At 60.0% G+C, this 16,002-nt stretch carries 14 protein-coding genes; 7 read left to right on the top strand and 7 right to left on the bottom strand.

What is annotated here, in order from left to right; genetic code table 11:
• The first annotated feature begins 127 nt into the window (after positions 1-127).
• The 3 genes from F4U95_RS16075 to F4U95_RS16065 all read left to right on the top strand — a co-directional run bounded on the left by F4U95_RS16075 (position 128) and on the right by F4U95_RS16065 (position 6,568).
• Positions 128-1,840: a thiamine pyrophosphate-binding protein gene (locus tag F4U95_RS16075; RefSeq protein ID WP_246171620.1), complete on the top strand. Its 1,713-nt coding sequence runs from the start codon at positions 128-130 to the stop codon at positions 1,838-1,840.
• A 136-nt stretch (positions 1,841-1,976) separates the two neighbouring features.
• On the top strand, positions 1,977-4,685 hold the full coding sequence (locus tag F4U95_RS16070; protein WP_150426380.1) for a type II toxin-antitoxin system ParD family antitoxin: 2,709 nt from the start codon (positions 1,977-1,979) through the stop codon (positions 4,683-4,685).
• A gap of 101 nt (positions 4,686-4,786) precedes the next feature.
• A complete protein-coding gene (locus tag F4U95_RS16065) occupies positions 4,787-6,568 on the top strand; it encodes an ATP-binding protein (RefSeq protein ID WP_150426379.1) in 1,782 nt (593 codons plus the stop codon).
• Between the two features lie 244 nt (positions 6,569-6,812).
• On the opposite strand, the gene F4U95_RS16060 is transcribed toward F4U95_RS16065, so the two are convergent.
• A complete protein-coding gene (locus F4U95_RS16060; protein WP_150426378.1) occupies positions 6,813-7,385 on the bottom strand; it encodes a DUF4142 domain-containing protein in 573 nt (190 codons plus the stop codon).
• A 125-nt stretch (positions 7,386-7,510) separates the two neighbouring features.
• On the opposite strand from F4U95_RS16060, the gene F4U95_RS16055 reads away from it, so the two are divergent.
• On the top strand, positions 7,511-7,945 hold the full coding sequence (locus F4U95_RS16055) for a DUF3597 domain-containing protein (protein ID WP_150426377.1): 435 nt from the start codon (positions 7,511-7,513) through the stop codon (positions 7,943-7,945).
• Positions 7,946-8,052: 107 nt separating this feature from the next.
• Here the strand turns inward: F4U95_RS16055 and F4U95_RS16050 are convergent, their stop codons facing one another.
• Entirely contained in the window at positions 8,053-8,946 is an 894-nt protein-coding gene (locus F4U95_RS16050) for an SDR family oxidoreductase (protein ID WP_037506441.1), read from the bottom strand.
• Between the two features lie 202 nt (positions 8,947-9,148).
• On the opposite strand from F4U95_RS16050, the gene F4U95_RS16045 reads away from it, so the two are divergent.
• Entirely contained in the window at positions 9,149-10,954 is a 1,806-nt protein-coding gene (locus F4U95_RS16045; protein ID WP_150426445.1) for a glycoside hydrolase family 15 protein, read from the top strand.
• A gap of 50 nt (positions 10,955-11,004) precedes the next feature.
• Here F4U95_RS16045 and F4U95_RS24925 read toward each other — a convergent pair whose 3' ends face one another.
• The 5 genes from F4U95_RS24925 to F4U95_RS16020 form a co-directional block, all read right to left on the bottom strand.
• Positions 11,005-11,202 carry a hypothetical protein gene (locus F4U95_RS24925; protein ID WP_010339415.1) on the bottom strand — a complete coding sequence of 66 codons (198 nt, stop codon included), beginning with the start codon at positions 11,200-11,202 and terminating at the stop codon, positions 11,005-11,007.
• On the bottom strand, positions 11,202-11,645 hold the full coding sequence (locus F4U95_RS16035; RefSeq protein ID WP_150426376.1) for a pyridoxamine 5'-phosphate oxidase family protein: 444 nt from the start codon (positions 11,643-11,645) through the stop codon (positions 11,202-11,204). The genes F4U95_RS24925 and F4U95_RS16035 overlap by 1 nt, the downstream gene beginning before the upstream one ends.
• A 99-nt stretch (positions 11,646-11,744) precedes the next feature.
• Positions 11,745-12,542: an alpha/beta hydrolase family protein gene (locus F4U95_RS16030; protein ID WP_150426375.1), complete on the bottom strand. Its 798-nt coding sequence runs from the start codon at positions 12,540-12,542 to the stop codon at positions 11,745-11,747.
• Entirely contained in the window at positions 12,539-13,657 is a 1,119-nt protein-coding gene (locus F4U95_RS16025; protein WP_150426374.1) for a DUF3182 family protein, read from the bottom strand. Before F4U95_RS16025 ends, F4U95_RS16030 begins: the two co-directional genes overlap by 4 nt.
• Before the next feature lie 123 nt (positions 13,658-13,780).
• Entirely contained in the window at positions 13,781-13,990 is a 210-nt protein-coding gene (locus tag F4U95_RS16020) for a hypothetical protein (RefSeq protein WP_095686777.1), read from the bottom strand.
• 150 nt (positions 13,991-14,140) lie between these two features.
• Between F4U95_RS16020 and F4U95_RS16015 the strand changes: the two genes are divergently transcribed.
• Both F4U95_RS16015 and F4U95_RS16010 read left to right on the top strand, forming a co-directional pair.
• Positions 14,141-14,899 (top strand): histidine phosphatase family protein, encoded by a 759-nt coding sequence (locus F4U95_RS16015; protein ID WP_150426444.1) that lies wholly within the window; start codon positions 14,141-14,143, stop codon positions 14,897-14,899.
• Positions 14,896-15,783: an NAD(P)H-hydrate dehydratase gene (locus F4U95_RS16010; protein WP_150426373.1), complete on the top strand. Its 888-nt coding sequence runs from the start codon at positions 14,896-14,898 to the stop codon at positions 15,781-15,783. Before F4U95_RS16015 ends, F4U95_RS16010 begins: the two co-directional genes overlap by 4 nt.
• The last annotated feature ends 219 nt before the right edge of the window (positions 15,784-16,002 follow it).

Genomic DNA, 16,002 nt, shown 5'->3' with positions numbered 1-16,002 from the left:
GGGATCGACCTGCAAATAGCCCATGCCCCTCCGATCATCGGCAAGATCGCATGACAACGCAGTTGATCGATGGCGGAACATCCTGAAGCGCAAGCCGTCTCCTTGGTACCCCTCACAAGGAGAAGCCATGATGTCGATGACCGTTGCCGAACTTTTGGTGCAGACCCTCGACCAGATTGGCGCCCATCAGGTCTTCGGCATCGTAGGGGACGCGCTTAATCCCTTTACTGACGCTATCCGGCGCCAGGAGGTCGTCCGGTGGATTGGTGTCAGGCATGAGGAAGGTGCCGCCCTGGCGGCTACCGGCCAGGCGAAGTTGACTGGCAGGCTCGGGGTATGTTGCGGCACGACTGGTCCCGGCGCCAATCATCTGGTGTCCGGGCTATATGAAGCGCGCAAGGATCACGCGCCGGTGCTCGCCATCTCCGGCGGCGTCGCATCTGCCAAGCGTGGTACGGATTATTTGCAGGAGGATGATCCTGTAGCGCTGTTTGGCGACGTCGCGGTTTATAGCGAGATCATTGCGTCTCCCCAGCAGGCAGCCTCCGTGATCCACCAGGCTATAGCGCAGGCCTATGGCAATCGGGGCGTCGCGCATATCTCGATTCCGCCGGACATTTTTTCTGCGAAGGTCACCGCATCCGTGCCGAGCATCGCCACGCTGCGGCCGCGGCCCGAAGTAGCGCCGGCAGCCGAGGATATCGCAGGAATAGCTGCGCAAATCGGCGAGGCGACCAAGGTTGCCGTCCTATGCGGCCATGGCTGCCATGGCGCCGCAGCCGAACTCAGCGCCTTGTCGGACAGGCTCCACGCTCCCCTTGTCCACACCTATCGCGGCAAGGACATTCTCCCCTATGATGACCCACGCTGGATCGGTGGTGTCGGTCTCATCGGAGGTCGTCCCGGAGTCGACGCTCTTGCCGATGCGGACATTCTGCTCATGCTCGGGACCGACTATCCCTATTCGGAATTTCTCCCCGAGGACGTAAAAACCATCCAGATCGACGAGCGCGCCTTTGCCCTTGGACGGCGGACCCCGGTCACACTGGGCGTTGTGGGTTCGGTCCGGCCCGCTTTGCGCCTGTTGCTAGACCGCCTGCCGCAACGCTCCGACACGCATTTCCTGGATAAGGTCAACGCCGACCGCGCAGCCTGGAACAGTATGCTCGATGAAAAGGCTGCTCTCGACCGGTCACATGACAAGCTTCATCCGCAGGTCGTCGCCCGGGCGATCAGCGACCGGGCAAGCGACAATGCCATCTGGGTGACAGATACTGGAGAAGTGACCTTGTGGGCGTCGAACTGGTTACGCCAGTCGGGTCGTCAGCAAATTACCGGCTCATTCAACAATGCGGCGGTCGGCACAGGCCTTGGCATTGCCAATGGCGCGCAGGCACTGGATCTGCAACGCCAGGTGATATTGCATGTGGGCGATGGCGGTTTCACCATGCTGCTCGGCGAATTCATGACCGCGGTAGAGCATGCGCTTCCAGTCAAGATCGTCGTCTATGACAATAGCGGCTGGGGCCTTGTCCATCTGGAAATGGAGGGGGCTGGCGTGCCCCCAGCGCCTGGCTCCGTTTTCCCAAACATGGATTTCGCCGCCTTTGCGCAGGCGTGTGGCGTCCAAGGATTTCGCGTTGAAAAGCCTGCCGAGCTTCCGGCTGCGGTCGACCGCTGGCTGGCAGCAGAGGGGCCGGCCATCCTTCATGCCATCGTCGATCCTGATGAGATACCCGCGATGCCCCACATTGAGCCGAGCCAAGCGGCGCGCTTTGGCATTTCCAAGCTCAAGCAGGCCATCAATAGCCTTTCACCATTTAGACGCTCACCGCCGTAATAGCCGACATGACGAAAACGCCTCCGTAGGTTTGTCGGCACAACTGGAGGCATCATGAGGCGAGGCAATTTCCCCCTGATTTCGATCAATGTGCCATCTGTTGACACAGTCCTGTGCCGTTGTCATCTCCGGCACCATGGCCAATCGTCTTTCCCGGAATGTCTCCCTTACCGCCGAGCTTGATCGCTTCATCGAAGCTCGGCTTGAAGCTGGCGAATATGGCAATGCCAGTGAAGTAGTTCGCACTGCGCTCAAGCTCCTGCGAGAGCGGGAAGAGGTTGCATCCGGCGACCCATTCTGGTGGCTGAAGGGCCGCGGAGAATCAATCGACCTGATGCGTCGGGTGGACTGGGCGTCGACGCAGCTTGGCACTCCCTCGCGCTGGTCGGCGCAGTTGCGCGCTACGGTCAACAATGTGCTGAACTCGCCTGTGCCAAAGGTCCTCATGTGGGGACCCGAGCATGTCATGATCTACAATGACGGCTATGTCGCCATTGCAGGCGATTATCACCCTAAGGCGATGGGCGGGACCGTTCCGGGGATCTGGCCGGAAATCTGGGACTTTAATAGACAGATTCTGGCGTCCGGCTTTGGCGGCGAGGTGGTTTCCCATCTCGACCAGCCCATGGTTCTCAATCGCTACGGCACGCCTGAAGAAGTGATTTTCGATCTCTTCTACACGCCGATCTATGATGAGGACGGCAAGGTCGGCGGGGTGATGTGCACCGTCATCGAGAATACCGAAAAGGTCGAAGCGCAGCGGGCGCTGGCCAAGAGCGAGTCCGAGTTGCGCATCATCACGGATTCGCTGCCGGTCCTGATTTCCTATGTCGATGCGGGCCATGTCTATCGCTTCGCCAACAGCTTCTACGAGGATTGGGTAGGCAAGCCGCCTTCGGAGGTGATTGGTCGCCATGTCAGGGACGTCGTTGGCGAAAAGACATATGTGGCCCGCCTGCCGCTAATCGAGCGGGCGATGGCGGGCGAATGGGTGGTGGCCGATACGACCATGCCGCATCGTTCGGGAGAGGACCGCGCCGCCGAAGTGCGTTATATCCCCCGGATTGAGACAGACGGCTCGGTTGCGGGCTTCCATGTGCTGGTCTTCGATATCGAGGATCGCGTCCGGCGCGAAGCCGCTCTTGAACGTCAGGTCCAGCATCGTGAAAGGGCGGAGGAGCAGCTGCGCCATCTCAACGAGACGCTCGAAACCCGTGTGGTCGAAGAGATGGCAGAGCGGCGCCAGGCCGAGGCGATCCTGGCGCAATCGCAGAAGATGGAGACGATCGGCCAGCTAACCGGCGGCGTCGCCCACGATTTCAACAACCTTCTCCAGGTCGTCTCGGGCAATCTTCAGCTGCTGGCGCGCGACATTGCCGGCAACGAAAAAGCCGAAACCCGCGTTGCCAACGCCATGGCTGGCGTCACCCGCGGCGCCAAGCTCGCCGCCCAATTGCTGGCTTTTGGACGGCGGCAGGCACTTGAACCCAAGGTCGTCAATGTAACGCGCTTCGTGCGCGACATGGATGACATGCTCCGCCGTGCGATCGGCGAGGGCATCGAAGTCGAGACGATCGTGGGCGGCGGGCTCTGGAACACGTTCGTCGACCCTGCGCAGGTCGAAAATGCCTTGCTCAACCTTGCCATCAACGCCCGCGATGCGATGGAAGGCCAGGGCAAGCTTACGATAGAATTGGGCAATGCCAGCCTCGATGATGAATATGCCCGCAGCCATAGCGAGGTCGCGCCCGGCCAATATGTGATGCTGGCTGTCACCGATACCGGCAGCGGGATACCGCCGGAAATCATCGAAAAAGTGTTCGATCCATTCTTCTCCACCAAAAGCGAGGGCAAGGGTTCGGGCCTTGGCCTCTCTATGGTCTATGGCTTCGTCAAACAGTCGGGCGGACATGTCAAACTCTACTCGGAGGTCGGCGAAGGCACGACCATAAAGCTCTATTTCCCTCGTTCCGTCGAAAATGAGGATCTCGAGGTCGAACTGGACAGCGGTCCGATCCGCGGCGGCAGCGAGACAGTTCTGGTCGTCGAGGATGACGACGCCGTCCGCGCCACGGTCGTCGAGATGCTGAATGATCTTGGCTATGGCGTCCTCAAAGCAGTCGATGCTTCGAGCGCGCTCAGCGTGATCGAGAGCGGCATCCAGATCGACATGCTGTTCACGGACGTCGTCATGCCGGGCCGGCTCAAGAGCGCGGAACTCGCCCGCATGGCGCGCGAACGGCAGCCGGACATCGCCGTGCTGTTCACCTCGGGCTATACGGAAAATTCCATTGTCCATGGCGGCCGCCTCGACGCGGGCGTGGAATTGCTCTCAAAGCCCTATTCGCGCGATGCGCTCGCACGAAAGTTCCGCCATGTGCTGGCCAACCAGCGCCAGCGCAACCTTGCCCGGACGATAGCAAGCCCGACGCCGAATGAAGAGCCGGAGCGCCGCAATGCGCTTGCGCTGATCGTGGAAGATGATGCGATCATCCTGGCAAACACCGCCGAGCTGGTAAAGGATCTCGGCCTGACTGTCATCGAGGCGCTGAGCGCTGAGGATGCTGTTTCAGCGCTCCAGACGACCCATGTCGATGTGCTGATCACCGATGCGAACCTGCCGGGAATGACAGGCCCCGATCTAGCGGCGATAGCTCGTCAGATGTTGCCTCATATCGGCATCATCTTTGCAACAGGTGACACGCAGCTCGACTATGATCGGTCCGCGCCAAAAACGGTGCTGCTCGCCAAGCCCTATGACGGCAAGGCGCTTTCGCAGGCTATCTCGCAAGTGGGTATCGCCCCGGTCGAGATTCGAGCCGCGAAAAGCAGGTCGAACAACTGAACAAGCAAAGGGCGCTGATCTCGATCAAGACGAAAGCCGTCGTGCATCCGCAGGGCAAATGCTATGCCTGACACGAGTCCATCATAAAGTGGGTAACGCCCATGGCACCCATCCAAGTTGCACCCCTATTCTCCCTGGCCGCTCCAGACGATGTGGAGGAAGAGACCTCGGATGTGGCGTTACTCCATCGCATCAGCGTAGAGCTTATCGGTGAGCAGAATCTGAGTGAACTATACAGCAAGATCGTGGCAGCAGCCGTCACGATTACCCAGTCGCAATTTGGAACGAGGCAGCGGCTGTGCCCCTGCGGAGACCCGTCTGGCCATGGCGGTGAGTTGCAGCTCCTGGCCCACTGTAACCTTCCTCCTGAAGCCGTAGTCTTCTGGCAATGGGTAAGCCCTGGGGCGCATAGCAGTTGCACCATGGCCCTTCGCTTCGGGCAGCGGGCCGTGATCCCCGATTACGAACTGTGGGATGAGATTAGCGGCACCCCGGATCTGGAAGCCTTCCGCCAGGCTGGAATCCGATCCGCGCAAACCACCCCCTTGCTATCTCGCAGTGGCAAGTTGCTCGGCATGATATCGACCCACTGGGCGGTTCCGCACGAACCATCCCCGCGCGACCTTCGTCTCCTCGATATTCTTGCTCGCCTGGCAGCGGACCTGTTGGACCGAACTATCGCGGACGAAGAACTGCGTAAGCTGAATGAAACGCTGGAAGTCAGGATCGAGGAGCGTTCCCGCGAATTGCTGGCGGCTGAAAACCAGGTCCGCCAGATGCAGAAGATGGAGGCGATCGGCCAGCTGACCGGCGGCGTTGCCCATGACTTCAACAATCTGCTGACGATCATTCGTTCTTCGGCTGAATTGCTTGGTCGGCGCGAACTGCCGCGTGACCGGCAGCAAAAATATATCGACGCCATTTCAGAAACCGCCGACAGGGCAGCAAAGCTGACAGGGCAGCTCCTCGCCTTCGCCCGTCGGCAGGCTCTGCGGCCCGAGATTTTCAACGCTGTCGCCCGGGTGGAAGCGGTGGCCGACATGCTGAGGACCGTGGTGGGCGCGCGCGTCGAACTCGTCGTTACATCTGAAGGGGAAGGCTGCTGCGTCGAAGTCGATGCGAGCCAGTTCGAAACCGCACTTGTAAATCTAGCGGTAAATGCGCGCGATGCGATGAATGGAGAAGGGCGCATCGAAATCGCGATCGTCCCTGCCGATGGTGTTCCGGCGCGTCGGGGAGATGCCGCTGCCAAGGGCGACTATGTGAAGGTCTCGGTGATCGATGCTGGATCCGGGATCCCCCCGGAGGAGCTGGAGCGTATCTTCGAGCCATTTTTCACGACCAAGGAAGTGGGCAAGGGCACGGGCCTCGGCCTTTCCCAGGTTTATGGTTTTACCAAGCAATCGGGTGGTGAGATCGACGTGGTCACCGACGTCGGTCAAGGCACGATGTTCAGCCTGTATCTTCGCCGTGTCACCGCATTGGACGAAAAGGGCGCAAAGGTTGCGGAATCGCGGATCGATGCGGCTGCTGCAAGCATTCTCATCGTGGAGGATAATGACCAGGTCGGCGAATTTGCGTCTCAACTGCTTGGCGACCTGGGGTTTGTAACCCAGCGGGCGGCCAATGCGCTCGAGGCGATCACCATTTTGGAAATGGATCACGACAATGTGGATATCATATTCTCGGATGTCGTCATGCCGGGGATGAATGGCGTCGAACTGGGTAGGCAAATCCGGGCGCGCTGGCCCGACAAGACGGTGGTGCTCACCAGCGGCTATAGCCATGCCCTGGCCCAAGACAGCGGGCACGGATTTCCGCTTCTCCATAAACCCTATTCGGTAGAGGAATTATCTCGCATCCTCCGCGAGGCTGCCGCCTGAGACTGGCCTGGTGCTCTTGAAGTGAGAATATGAAGGCGCAGCAGCGTTGCGTGGCGGGTGCCTTCAATACAGGCCGGTCGACGGATGAACGCGCGATATCGTCTCGACGCTGCGTTTGCTGGCAGGGTTAAAAGCCCCTTCGATCTGCCTTATGCAAGATCGAAGGGGCAGGGAGCCGGGTCATTGGCGATCACTGCCATGGCCCGTCCGTACTCGCAGAGTTTCTGAAAAAAGGAACTTTCGCTCAGGACTTGAGGCCCTTCGCCATGTTGAGATGTGCGGTCACGATGGGAACAAGCTTGGTTGCGAACTCCTTCAATGAGGGAACCTCGCCACTGGCCGAATAGGCTTTAAGCGTGTCGAGCGTCTCCTGATGTCCCCTGGTCTGCGCTTCGATATAGGCGGCATCGAAGTCGGCCCCTTTCTTGCCCTTGAGCGCGTCGAGCGACTGTTGCTGCTCGGAAGTCAGGATTGGCTTGGGCACGATGGCTGGGGATGCAGCGCTCGCAGCTTGGCCGAGCTTTGCCGTTGAATCGGTATGCGCCTTGATCATCGACTCCGCGAATTTCTTGACGGACGTCGACTGGCTGTTGGCTGCCGCCAATCTCGAGCTTTCGATTTCGAATGTATCGCTCGCCGCTGCCGCATTGGCGAACATCTGGCCTGCGCTCTCCGCAACCGGCGCCGGTTCGATGGCATTGATGCTGTTCATCGGCGCCGCCGCGGCGTTGTTGGACGTCGTGTCGACCTTCTTGCCGCATCCGCCAAGTGTCAGCGCTGCCAATGATATCGCCACCGTCGCGAACTGCATCTTCATCGATTGTCTCCCGGATCATCATATCTCGGAACGTCAACCCGCCGCGTCCAGGCTCGTTCCCATGGGAGCCTTTTTTGCCACCCGCCGTTTGGTGATGATTGAGCCATCACATGGAGGACAGGCACATGGGCATCTTCAGCAAGATCAGAGACAAGATTTTCGGTCATGACGACCAGAAGGCAGGCAATGGCACCCCTGCACCCGCCCCGAATGTCCAGACCGCCAGCCCGCCCCCGCCGGCCACTACGCCCCCTGCGTCGCCCGCCACGGCCACCGCATCACCTGAGGCAGCCTCGCTGCCGCAGGTCGATGTTGGCGCGGTCCTTTCGGCCATGGCCGACGCCAAGGGAGGTGGGGGAAATTATCAAAGTTCGATCGTCGATCTGCTGAAACTGCTCGATCTCGATTCCAGCCTTGCGGCGCGCAAGGCGCTGGCCGAAGAACTGGCTGTTCATGAGGGCGCTGACGGCAGCGCAGAGCAGAATATCGCTCTGCACAGGGCGGTGATGACGAAACTCGCGGAAAATGGCGGCGTGGTTCCCGATAGCCTGCGCGACTAAGGCCTCTGGCCGTGCCGCTCCTTCTTGAGGTGGCGGCGCGGCGTTATCCTGTCAGAATCATATCTGTTGGGACGGTGGCCCCGCGGTGACGCGGGGCCATCCTTGCGTCAGGCGATCCCTGCGCCGCCGGTCACGCCATAGACTTCACCGGTGATATAGCTGCCCTCCTGCGAGGCCAACAGTACATAGACGGGCGCGATCTCGACCGGCTGACCGGGACGGCCGAACTGGCTCTGCTCACCGAACTTGGTGACCTTGTCCTGCGGCTGACCGCCACTGGATTGCAGGACCGTCCAGAATGGACCGGGGGCAACGACATTTGCCCGGATGCCCTTTTCGATCAGCTGTTTGGCCAGCGCTTTGGTATAGGCGACGATGCCCGCCTTGGTCGTGGCATAATCGAGCAATATGGCCGATGGCTCATAGGCCTGGACGGAGGCGGTGGTGATCACCGACGCGCCGGCGGGAAGATGGGGCACGGCGGCCTGTGTGATCCAGTGCATGGCGTAGAGATTGGTCTTGAGCGTGCGGTCGAAATCTTCCGAGCTCACGGCTTCCACGTCATCGCGAAATTGCTGGCGGCCGGCGTTGATGACAAGAATGTCGAGCCCGCCAAGGCCATTTACCGCCTCATCGACGAGCTTGCGACACCAGTTCTCGTCCGTGATGTCGCCAGGCAGCGCGACCGCCTTTCGCCCCTCTGCCTCGATCAGGGCGATGACCGCCTTTGCGTCTTCCTCTTCGCTTGGAAGATAGGAGATGGCGACATCGGCGCCCTCGCGTGCATAGGCTATCGCTGCCGCTCTGCCGATGCCGCTGTCGCCGCCAGTGACCAGCGCCTTGCGGCCCTCGAGCTTGCCCGAGCCGACATAGCTTTCCTCCCCGTGATCAGGCCTGGGATCCATATCCGCGGCGATGCCGGGAACCGGCTGCGGCTGCTCTGGAAATGGGGGCTTGGGATATTGTGCGCGCGGGTCCTGCATGGTGAGACGCTCTGCCATGTTCGCTCCTTGCTGATGGGGATGATGGACGACAGTCCAGTTTGCCGTTCTAGGCGACACGGCAAACTACGAGCCGCAGAGCCATCGAGTTCCACACCGGACTCAGCAGGATGGCAATCTTATTCAAAGCTCTGATCTGGATCAGGAAAACAGGCCGTCTCTCGTGCGTTCTCGCCTGAAATCAGTTCAAGGGAATGTCGTCATCAACAGGACTCGGCTCGACAACGCTCGCCCCCGGCGCGACGCGGAAAACTATCTTCATCTCGAACATTATGCGGCCCTGGGCGATGGCCGGACCATGGCCCTGAGCGTTAGCGATGGGTCGCTCGACTGGTGGTGTGTCCCCAATCTCGATTCTCCGCCCCTGTTCGATCGGTTGCTTGATCCGCAGGAGGGCGGCTATTTCGCCATCACGCCTCGTGAAGCGTTCGAGGTCGAGCGGGCTTATCGTCCCGAGAGTAATGTCCTCGAGACTATATTCACGACCGCTGGCGGCAAGGCGCGAATGGTCGAATCGCTCAACAGCGGTTCTGCGGGACGCTTGCCCTGGTGCGAATTGGCGCGGCGGATCGAGGGGCTGGAAGGCTCGGTACATTTCGACATCGCGTTGAGGCTCGGGCATCGGGCCGGGACCGCTTCGCCCTATATGCAGAATGTCGCAGGCCATGATGTCTTCCATGTCGGCAGCGTGCTGGGTCTCTTTCTGCGGGGATCGGGCGTGATCATAGAGCATCTGGGCGATAATGGCGCGACCGCAAGTTTGACGATCGAGGCGGGTCAGAGCGAACTGCTCGCGATCGTGGCAGGCGAAGACGAGCCACTGGTGGCGCCTTCGCTTGATGAAATAGACGCCCGGATAGACGGCTCGGATGACGAATGGCGCACATGGGCGCAGACGGTCCAATGTGACGGACCTTATCGGGACACATTGGTCAGAAGTGCCCTGGCCCTCAAGCTCCTGCTCTTTTCACCCAGTGGAGCGATCGCAGCGGCGGCGACCACCTCTCTTCCGGAACGAATTGGCGGGTCGAAAAATTACGACTATCGCTTCGCCTGGGTCCGCGACGCAGGTTATACCATCAACGCCTTCCTGCGCGTTGGTGCCCAGGCGGAGGCGAAGGCTGCTCTGACCTGGTTGCTCAAGCAAATCGAGAAAGTGGGGCCGCGCGTCTGCTATTCGATCTGGGGCGGCGCGGCTTCAGACGTCCGGACAGTCGACCTGCCGGGCTATCGCCGTTCAGAGCCGGTTGTTGCTGGAAACCGCGCCACGGATCAGCGGCAGCATGGAATTTATGGCGATATCTTCGAGACCGCGGCATGCTTCGTAGACCATGGCAATATCCTGGACGCGCGCAGCGCAGAGATATTGGCCCATCTTGCCGATCAATGTGCGGACATCTGGCGCCAGAAGGATAGCGGCATCTGGGAGCTTGCCGAAGAACAGCATTATACCATGTCGAAAATCGGTTGCTGGCAGGCCCTGGCCCGCGCGGTCGAGCTGGCCGACGCAGGACAATTGCCGACGACGTGCCGCGATCGCTGGTCACGCGAACGAGACAGGATCAAGGCCTGGATAACGGAGCATTGCTGGTCCGAGAGCCTCGGCGCCTATAGTTTCTATCCGGGCTCGGATCGCCTCGATGCGTCCCTCGCCCTTGCTGTGCGCTTTGGGTTCGATGGACGGGATCGCCTTCGTCGAACGGTCGAGGCGATCGATCGGGAGCTCGGCTGTGGACCCTATCATTATCGCTATTCCGGAGCCGACAAGGAAGAAGGCTGCTTCCTCGCCTGCACCTTCTGGATGGTCGAAGCCAAAATTCTGCTTGATCAGCCTGAAGCGGCGTCCAGGGCATTTACCGAAGCCATTGAAGGGCTGGCACCGTCCATTGGCGTATATCCTGAAATGATCGAACCTGTGTCCGGGCGCTATCTGGGCAACATGCCGCAAGGACTGACCCATCTTGCGATCATTCAGGCTCTCATGTCGCTGCGGGCTGGCAGAGGCTAGGCTCCCCTGAACATGGCCCAGCTTCCAGGCTCCGCTGAAACCTGCGCGGTTCAAGGCTGCTGGTTATAGGATGGGCCGGTATGCTCGGTCGCGACGTTGTTGCCAGTGGCCTGATCCTGCTCAAGTTCCTCGCCATGCCAGACATTCCTCGCGACGAATATGATGATGAACAGGGCGATGATGACGCCGCAAATGAATGCGCCGGCCTTTCCTAGCCGGCGCGGCGAGGGCTTCTCATCCGATGCCATCAGTGAGCGCCCTCCAGCAATAGCTCGCCTTCCTCTTCGCCATCCCAATAATGCGCGCGCTCGCCGATCACCTGGATCAGGACAAGGCCAGGCGTCTGCGTGCCCTGCGGCCACCACCGTTCCAGGCCTTTCGTCCAATGCGCTTCAAACTGGTCCTTGTCGCGGATGAGCATGGCTGTCCCTTCCACCGCCAGAAAGAAGGGGCGTTGTCCCAACAAGCCCGATTTACCCTGATAGCTTAGATTGACTGCGGGATCGGCCTTGATATCGGACACCATGAGCGTGGTCTCTTCCGTGAAAAACCAGGCGCTACCGTCATAGTCGACCTCGCGGTTGTTGCTCATCGGACGCGATCCGATCGCGCCGCCGCCCGTATGGGTGGCAAGCATCGCAAAATCGATCTCCTTCATCTTGCGCGACAGATCTTCAAGCGACATGGACATGACCGTCTACTCCTATTGTTGCGGCTTCAACGCACGAACAGGAATAACGGGCCACCCCAGCGAAAGCGTCGCTACAAGAACGCATCCGCCTGGACGGGATCAGCCTTGTGCGAGCTTCCTCGCCTGCGATGGCAAATTTTCCACTGCCTGGGCGCCGGACGGTGACGGGCGGCGGCCGCCCCGGACCATCTCCTCGATCCAGGTGAGCAGCAAATGATTGTAGGCCCGTCGGCCGCCTTCATCCCGCAGCGAATGATCAGCGCCTTTTAGAATACGATAGCTCAGCGAATTGCTGTTGTGGAACGCGGACATATAGGAGCTGATGGTCGCGTGCGGCACATAATCGTCATGTTCCGATTCAACGATCAGAACATCGCCGGCAAAGCGCTCGCAAGCGGCCAAAGCCTTGTCTTCCCGACCCGTTCGAAAGTGTGCCCGATAGGCATTGATGAGATCGCGGTCGAGCTTCGCCTTGGGCACATCCCAATGTTCGTCAGGATAGAGCGCAGGAACACGAAGCGCCAACCAGTTGACCGGGCGAGCCGCAGTCAGCAATGCCGCGAGATAGCCGCCATAGCTGGTGCCAACGACCGCAATTGCCGACGGATCGACCTGCTCCTGCCTGACGAGATAATCATAGGCCGCCGTCACATCTGCAAGACCGTGCGACCGGGTCACGATATTGCGCTCTTCGGCATGTCTGGCATGGCCTCGCAGGTCGAAGGTGAAGCAGATGCAGCCCAATTGGGCGATCTCTTCGGCTCTCACCATGTCCTGTTCGCGCGAACCGCCCCATCCATGAATGAAGAGAATGCCAGGGACCAGCTTGTCGGGCGACAACAAGGTTGCCTCCAGGCTTTCGCCCTCGACGTCAAAGGATAGCTGACTGCCTGTCATTCCAGCTCCATCGCATATTTTGTCATGGGTCCTGCCACGGGGTCGACACCGCTATAATAGACAATGCTGCCGTCCGGAGCGGCATCGACCTCGCCATAAATCTCCACCGTCATGCATGTCACAGCCGAGCGGCCAGGATCACGCGCCAGGGCTTCGAACGCCGCGATCTCGGCGCCGCTCGCGCCGCCGGCACGCCAACTCTGCTCGAGCACGCCGATGCGACGTTCCCCGTAGGAATTGACGCCGGCGGCGACATCGTAATTGCGGCGAGACGCCAGCAAATCCGGATAGAATCGTGAGACGATAGCGTCATAGCCGATCGCTTTATCGATCCCCTGCTGCAGTTCGTCAGCCAGACCCAGGTTCGCAAGCCGCTCCAGACCGCCCTTGACGACATGAAGGGTGGAACCGCCATAGACAGTCGCGCCACTGTTGTTGGTGGTGAGCCGCTGCGTGCCCCAATAGGAAATCACCTCGCCAAAAAGGCGCATCGTACCGACGCTGTAGGTGACAACGTCATCGAGATTCTCCTCGATCACCACGCCATGCCTCGATATGGCAGCCTCGTCGAGCTGGGCCATCGCTTCGTCCAGTTCCTTGACCGACGTCGCGACGAACTGGCCTAGTCCGGCAGTGGCCTCGACCTCCTTCAGGCGGATCGCCGTATGCTCGAGCATATCAAGAGCGGCAGCGCGGACCGCATCGAGAGTGAAGGCCGACCAGCCCGCAAGAACGTGAGGAGCAAGAGCCGAGCCCAGTTCAGCGCGCCATCCGGCCGGGATTGCAGGGTCGTACCCGTAGGCCGGATGCGTGATGACCTTGCTCCCGACAAAGGGAAACGGCACGACGCCACCGTAGATCTGGCTCTCAGTCTGGATGCCCAGTTTTCTTGCCGCCGAGAGATCGATCGTGCCGGTCGGAATGAAGAGTGTGTCCGGCTGGCCGCTTGAAAGCTGTTGGTCACCTGACATGTCATGATCGACAAATCTTGCCTCGCCGAGCCGGGCAATCCTGCGGGCAAGCTCGCTCCGTGAGGCCTTGTCATGTTCATTGTTCAGGGCAATGGATTGGGTGGGATGGATCTTCACAAAATGGGTCTGATGCGAGCGAGCCATTGGGCCTCACGGATCTTGGAGCGGCTGCCGAGCGCAGTCTTGCAACAACCCCATGCGCGGACATTATATCCCTGACCTTACAAACCAGGCTTCCCTGCTCCGCGGCTCCAGATCAGGACAAGGTCAGGGCTTTTTCTGGAATGCGCGCCACCATGGCATTTCGCCACTCAAATGCCATTGGGTTCCGGCAAAATGATCCATGATCTCACACATATGATCAGCGCAGGCTCGGACCAGGATCCAGCTCGGATCGCTTTTATCCTGTGTGGATAGGTCGCGGAGCAGCGAAATTTCCTCCGCCATGAGCGTCAGCGCTTCGACATCATCGCGCATGCGTGATTCCCGGCTAATATGTTCCTCTCATTCCGGTGAACTCAACGGAGCAGAGAAATATCCTTGATCGGGCTGCACGCCCGCGCACGCAAAGGGGATCATTTGGCCAGCCCATCCATTTCTCCAAAAAGGAGAAAAGCGGTGAAGCAGATGCATTGGCCAAGGAAACTGACGGTCGTTCGGCATGGCCAGAGCGCAGGCAACGTCGCGCGGGATGTAGCCATGCAGGCCAATGTCGATCGCATAGATTTGTCAGAGCGAGATGCTGACGTGCCCCTGAGCGACCTGGGCCGCGACCAGGCTGGAGCGCTGGGACGCTGGTATGCCGGCGAGGCACCGCATGAGCGTCCGGATGTTCTCCTTGCATCTCCCTATCGGCGCGCCTGCGAGACCGCAGATCTATTCCGTCAGGCCGGAGGTTGCGCAGACAATGTGCCCATCTGCTTTGACGAGAGGCTGCGGGAAAAGGAATTCGGCATCCTTGATGGGCTGACATCCATGGGGATAAGCAGCATCGAACCGCAGCAAGCAGAATTTCGCAGGCTGCTAGGCAAATTCTATCATCGCCCTCCAGGGGGCGAAAGCTGGTGCGATGTCATTCTGCGACTGCGCTCCGTCATGGATACGATCGCGCTTCATCATGCGGACCGGCATGTGATGATCTTCACCCATCAGGTGGTGGTGTTGTGCTTGCGGTACATCATCGAAGGCATGACCGAGGCCGAGATATTGGAAGTCGACCGTGAAGGCGATGTCGCCAACTGCGCTATCACCGAATATGCATTCGATGCGGAGAAGGGCAAGGATGGAGGGCTATTGCTTGGTCGATATAATGTGACGGCTCCGGTCGAGCAGGAAGACATGCCCGTGACCCGTGCGCCCGATGTCATAGCTGGTGCACGCGGATGAGTTGCCAACAGCTCGACGAGGCGTGGCTGAAGCGACATCCGCTCCCGGCGATCGCGCAAGGCGCCGACAAGAACAGTCGCGGCCGCGTCCTGGTGGTTGGAGGTGCCGAATTCGTGCCCGGTGCGCTTCGCCTCACCGGCGAAGCCGCGCTACGCGCAGGCGCCGGAAAGCTGCAGATGGCGACCGTGCGATCTTCGGCCTTGTCACTGGGCGTGCTCGTCCCGGAGGCCGCCATGATCGCGCTGCCCGCCGACGAAGAGGGAGAAATCGCTCCTGCAGCAGCGGAAATATTGAAGGCTCGAATCACGTCCTGCGACACGCTTGTCCTGGGACCAGGCATGAGCTCGGGCAAGGGAGCGCGGACATTTGTCGCCAATCTCCTCGATAGCCTCGATTTTCCTGGCAGTCTCATTCTCGACGCCGCGGCTCTGGTTTCACTGCGTGACTTCGACCCATCACGGTGGCGAGTAAAAGAGAATGTGATTTTTACGCCCCATTATGGGGAGATGGCTGCTCTTAGCGGCCTTTCAGTCGAGGAAATTAAGGCGAGGCCCTTGGCGGTAGCCATCGAAATGGCATCGCGATGGAGCGCAGTCATTCTCCTGAAAGGGGATAAAAGCTATGTGGCGTCGCCCGACGGAGAAAGTCTTGTCTATAGCGATGGCTGTGTCGGGCTCGGCACGGGCGGCTCGGGCGACGTCCTGGCTGGCCTCATCGGGGGCTTGGCAGCGCGGGGTGCACCCGCACTTCGTGCTGCTGCCTGGGGTGCCTGGGTCCATGGAAGAGCAGGAAGAACCTTGACGAAGGTCATTGGCGAAGTGGGTTTTCTGGCGCGCGAACTTGTGCCGCTTATTCCCGAAATCATCGATGGAGAACTTCAATAACCTGCTCTGAGCTGGAAGCTATCGTCAGCAGAAATGTTATGCCGACTACCGGTGAGGCTTAACAGGTGTACGTGGCCGCAGACCAACAAGCTTTGGAGCGACAATCTGCGGCCGGTATGGGGTGAGGCAAGGCGCTCGCGCGGTGACGTCATAGGGGCGACTAGCCCGGCCGGGCGTATCTAGCCTTCCCTTCAATCACGGTGCGCTCGGCAATGATGC

The sequence above is a fragment of the Sphingobium limneticum genome, assembly GCF_008710165.1.
Classification (GTDB): domain Bacteria; phylum Pseudomonadota; class Alphaproteobacteria; order Sphingomonadales; family Sphingomonadaceae; genus Sphingobium; species Sphingobium limneticum.
The sequence above is the reverse complement of the archived record's forward strand: the minus strand, read 5'-3'. Positions and strand labels throughout refer to the sequence as shown.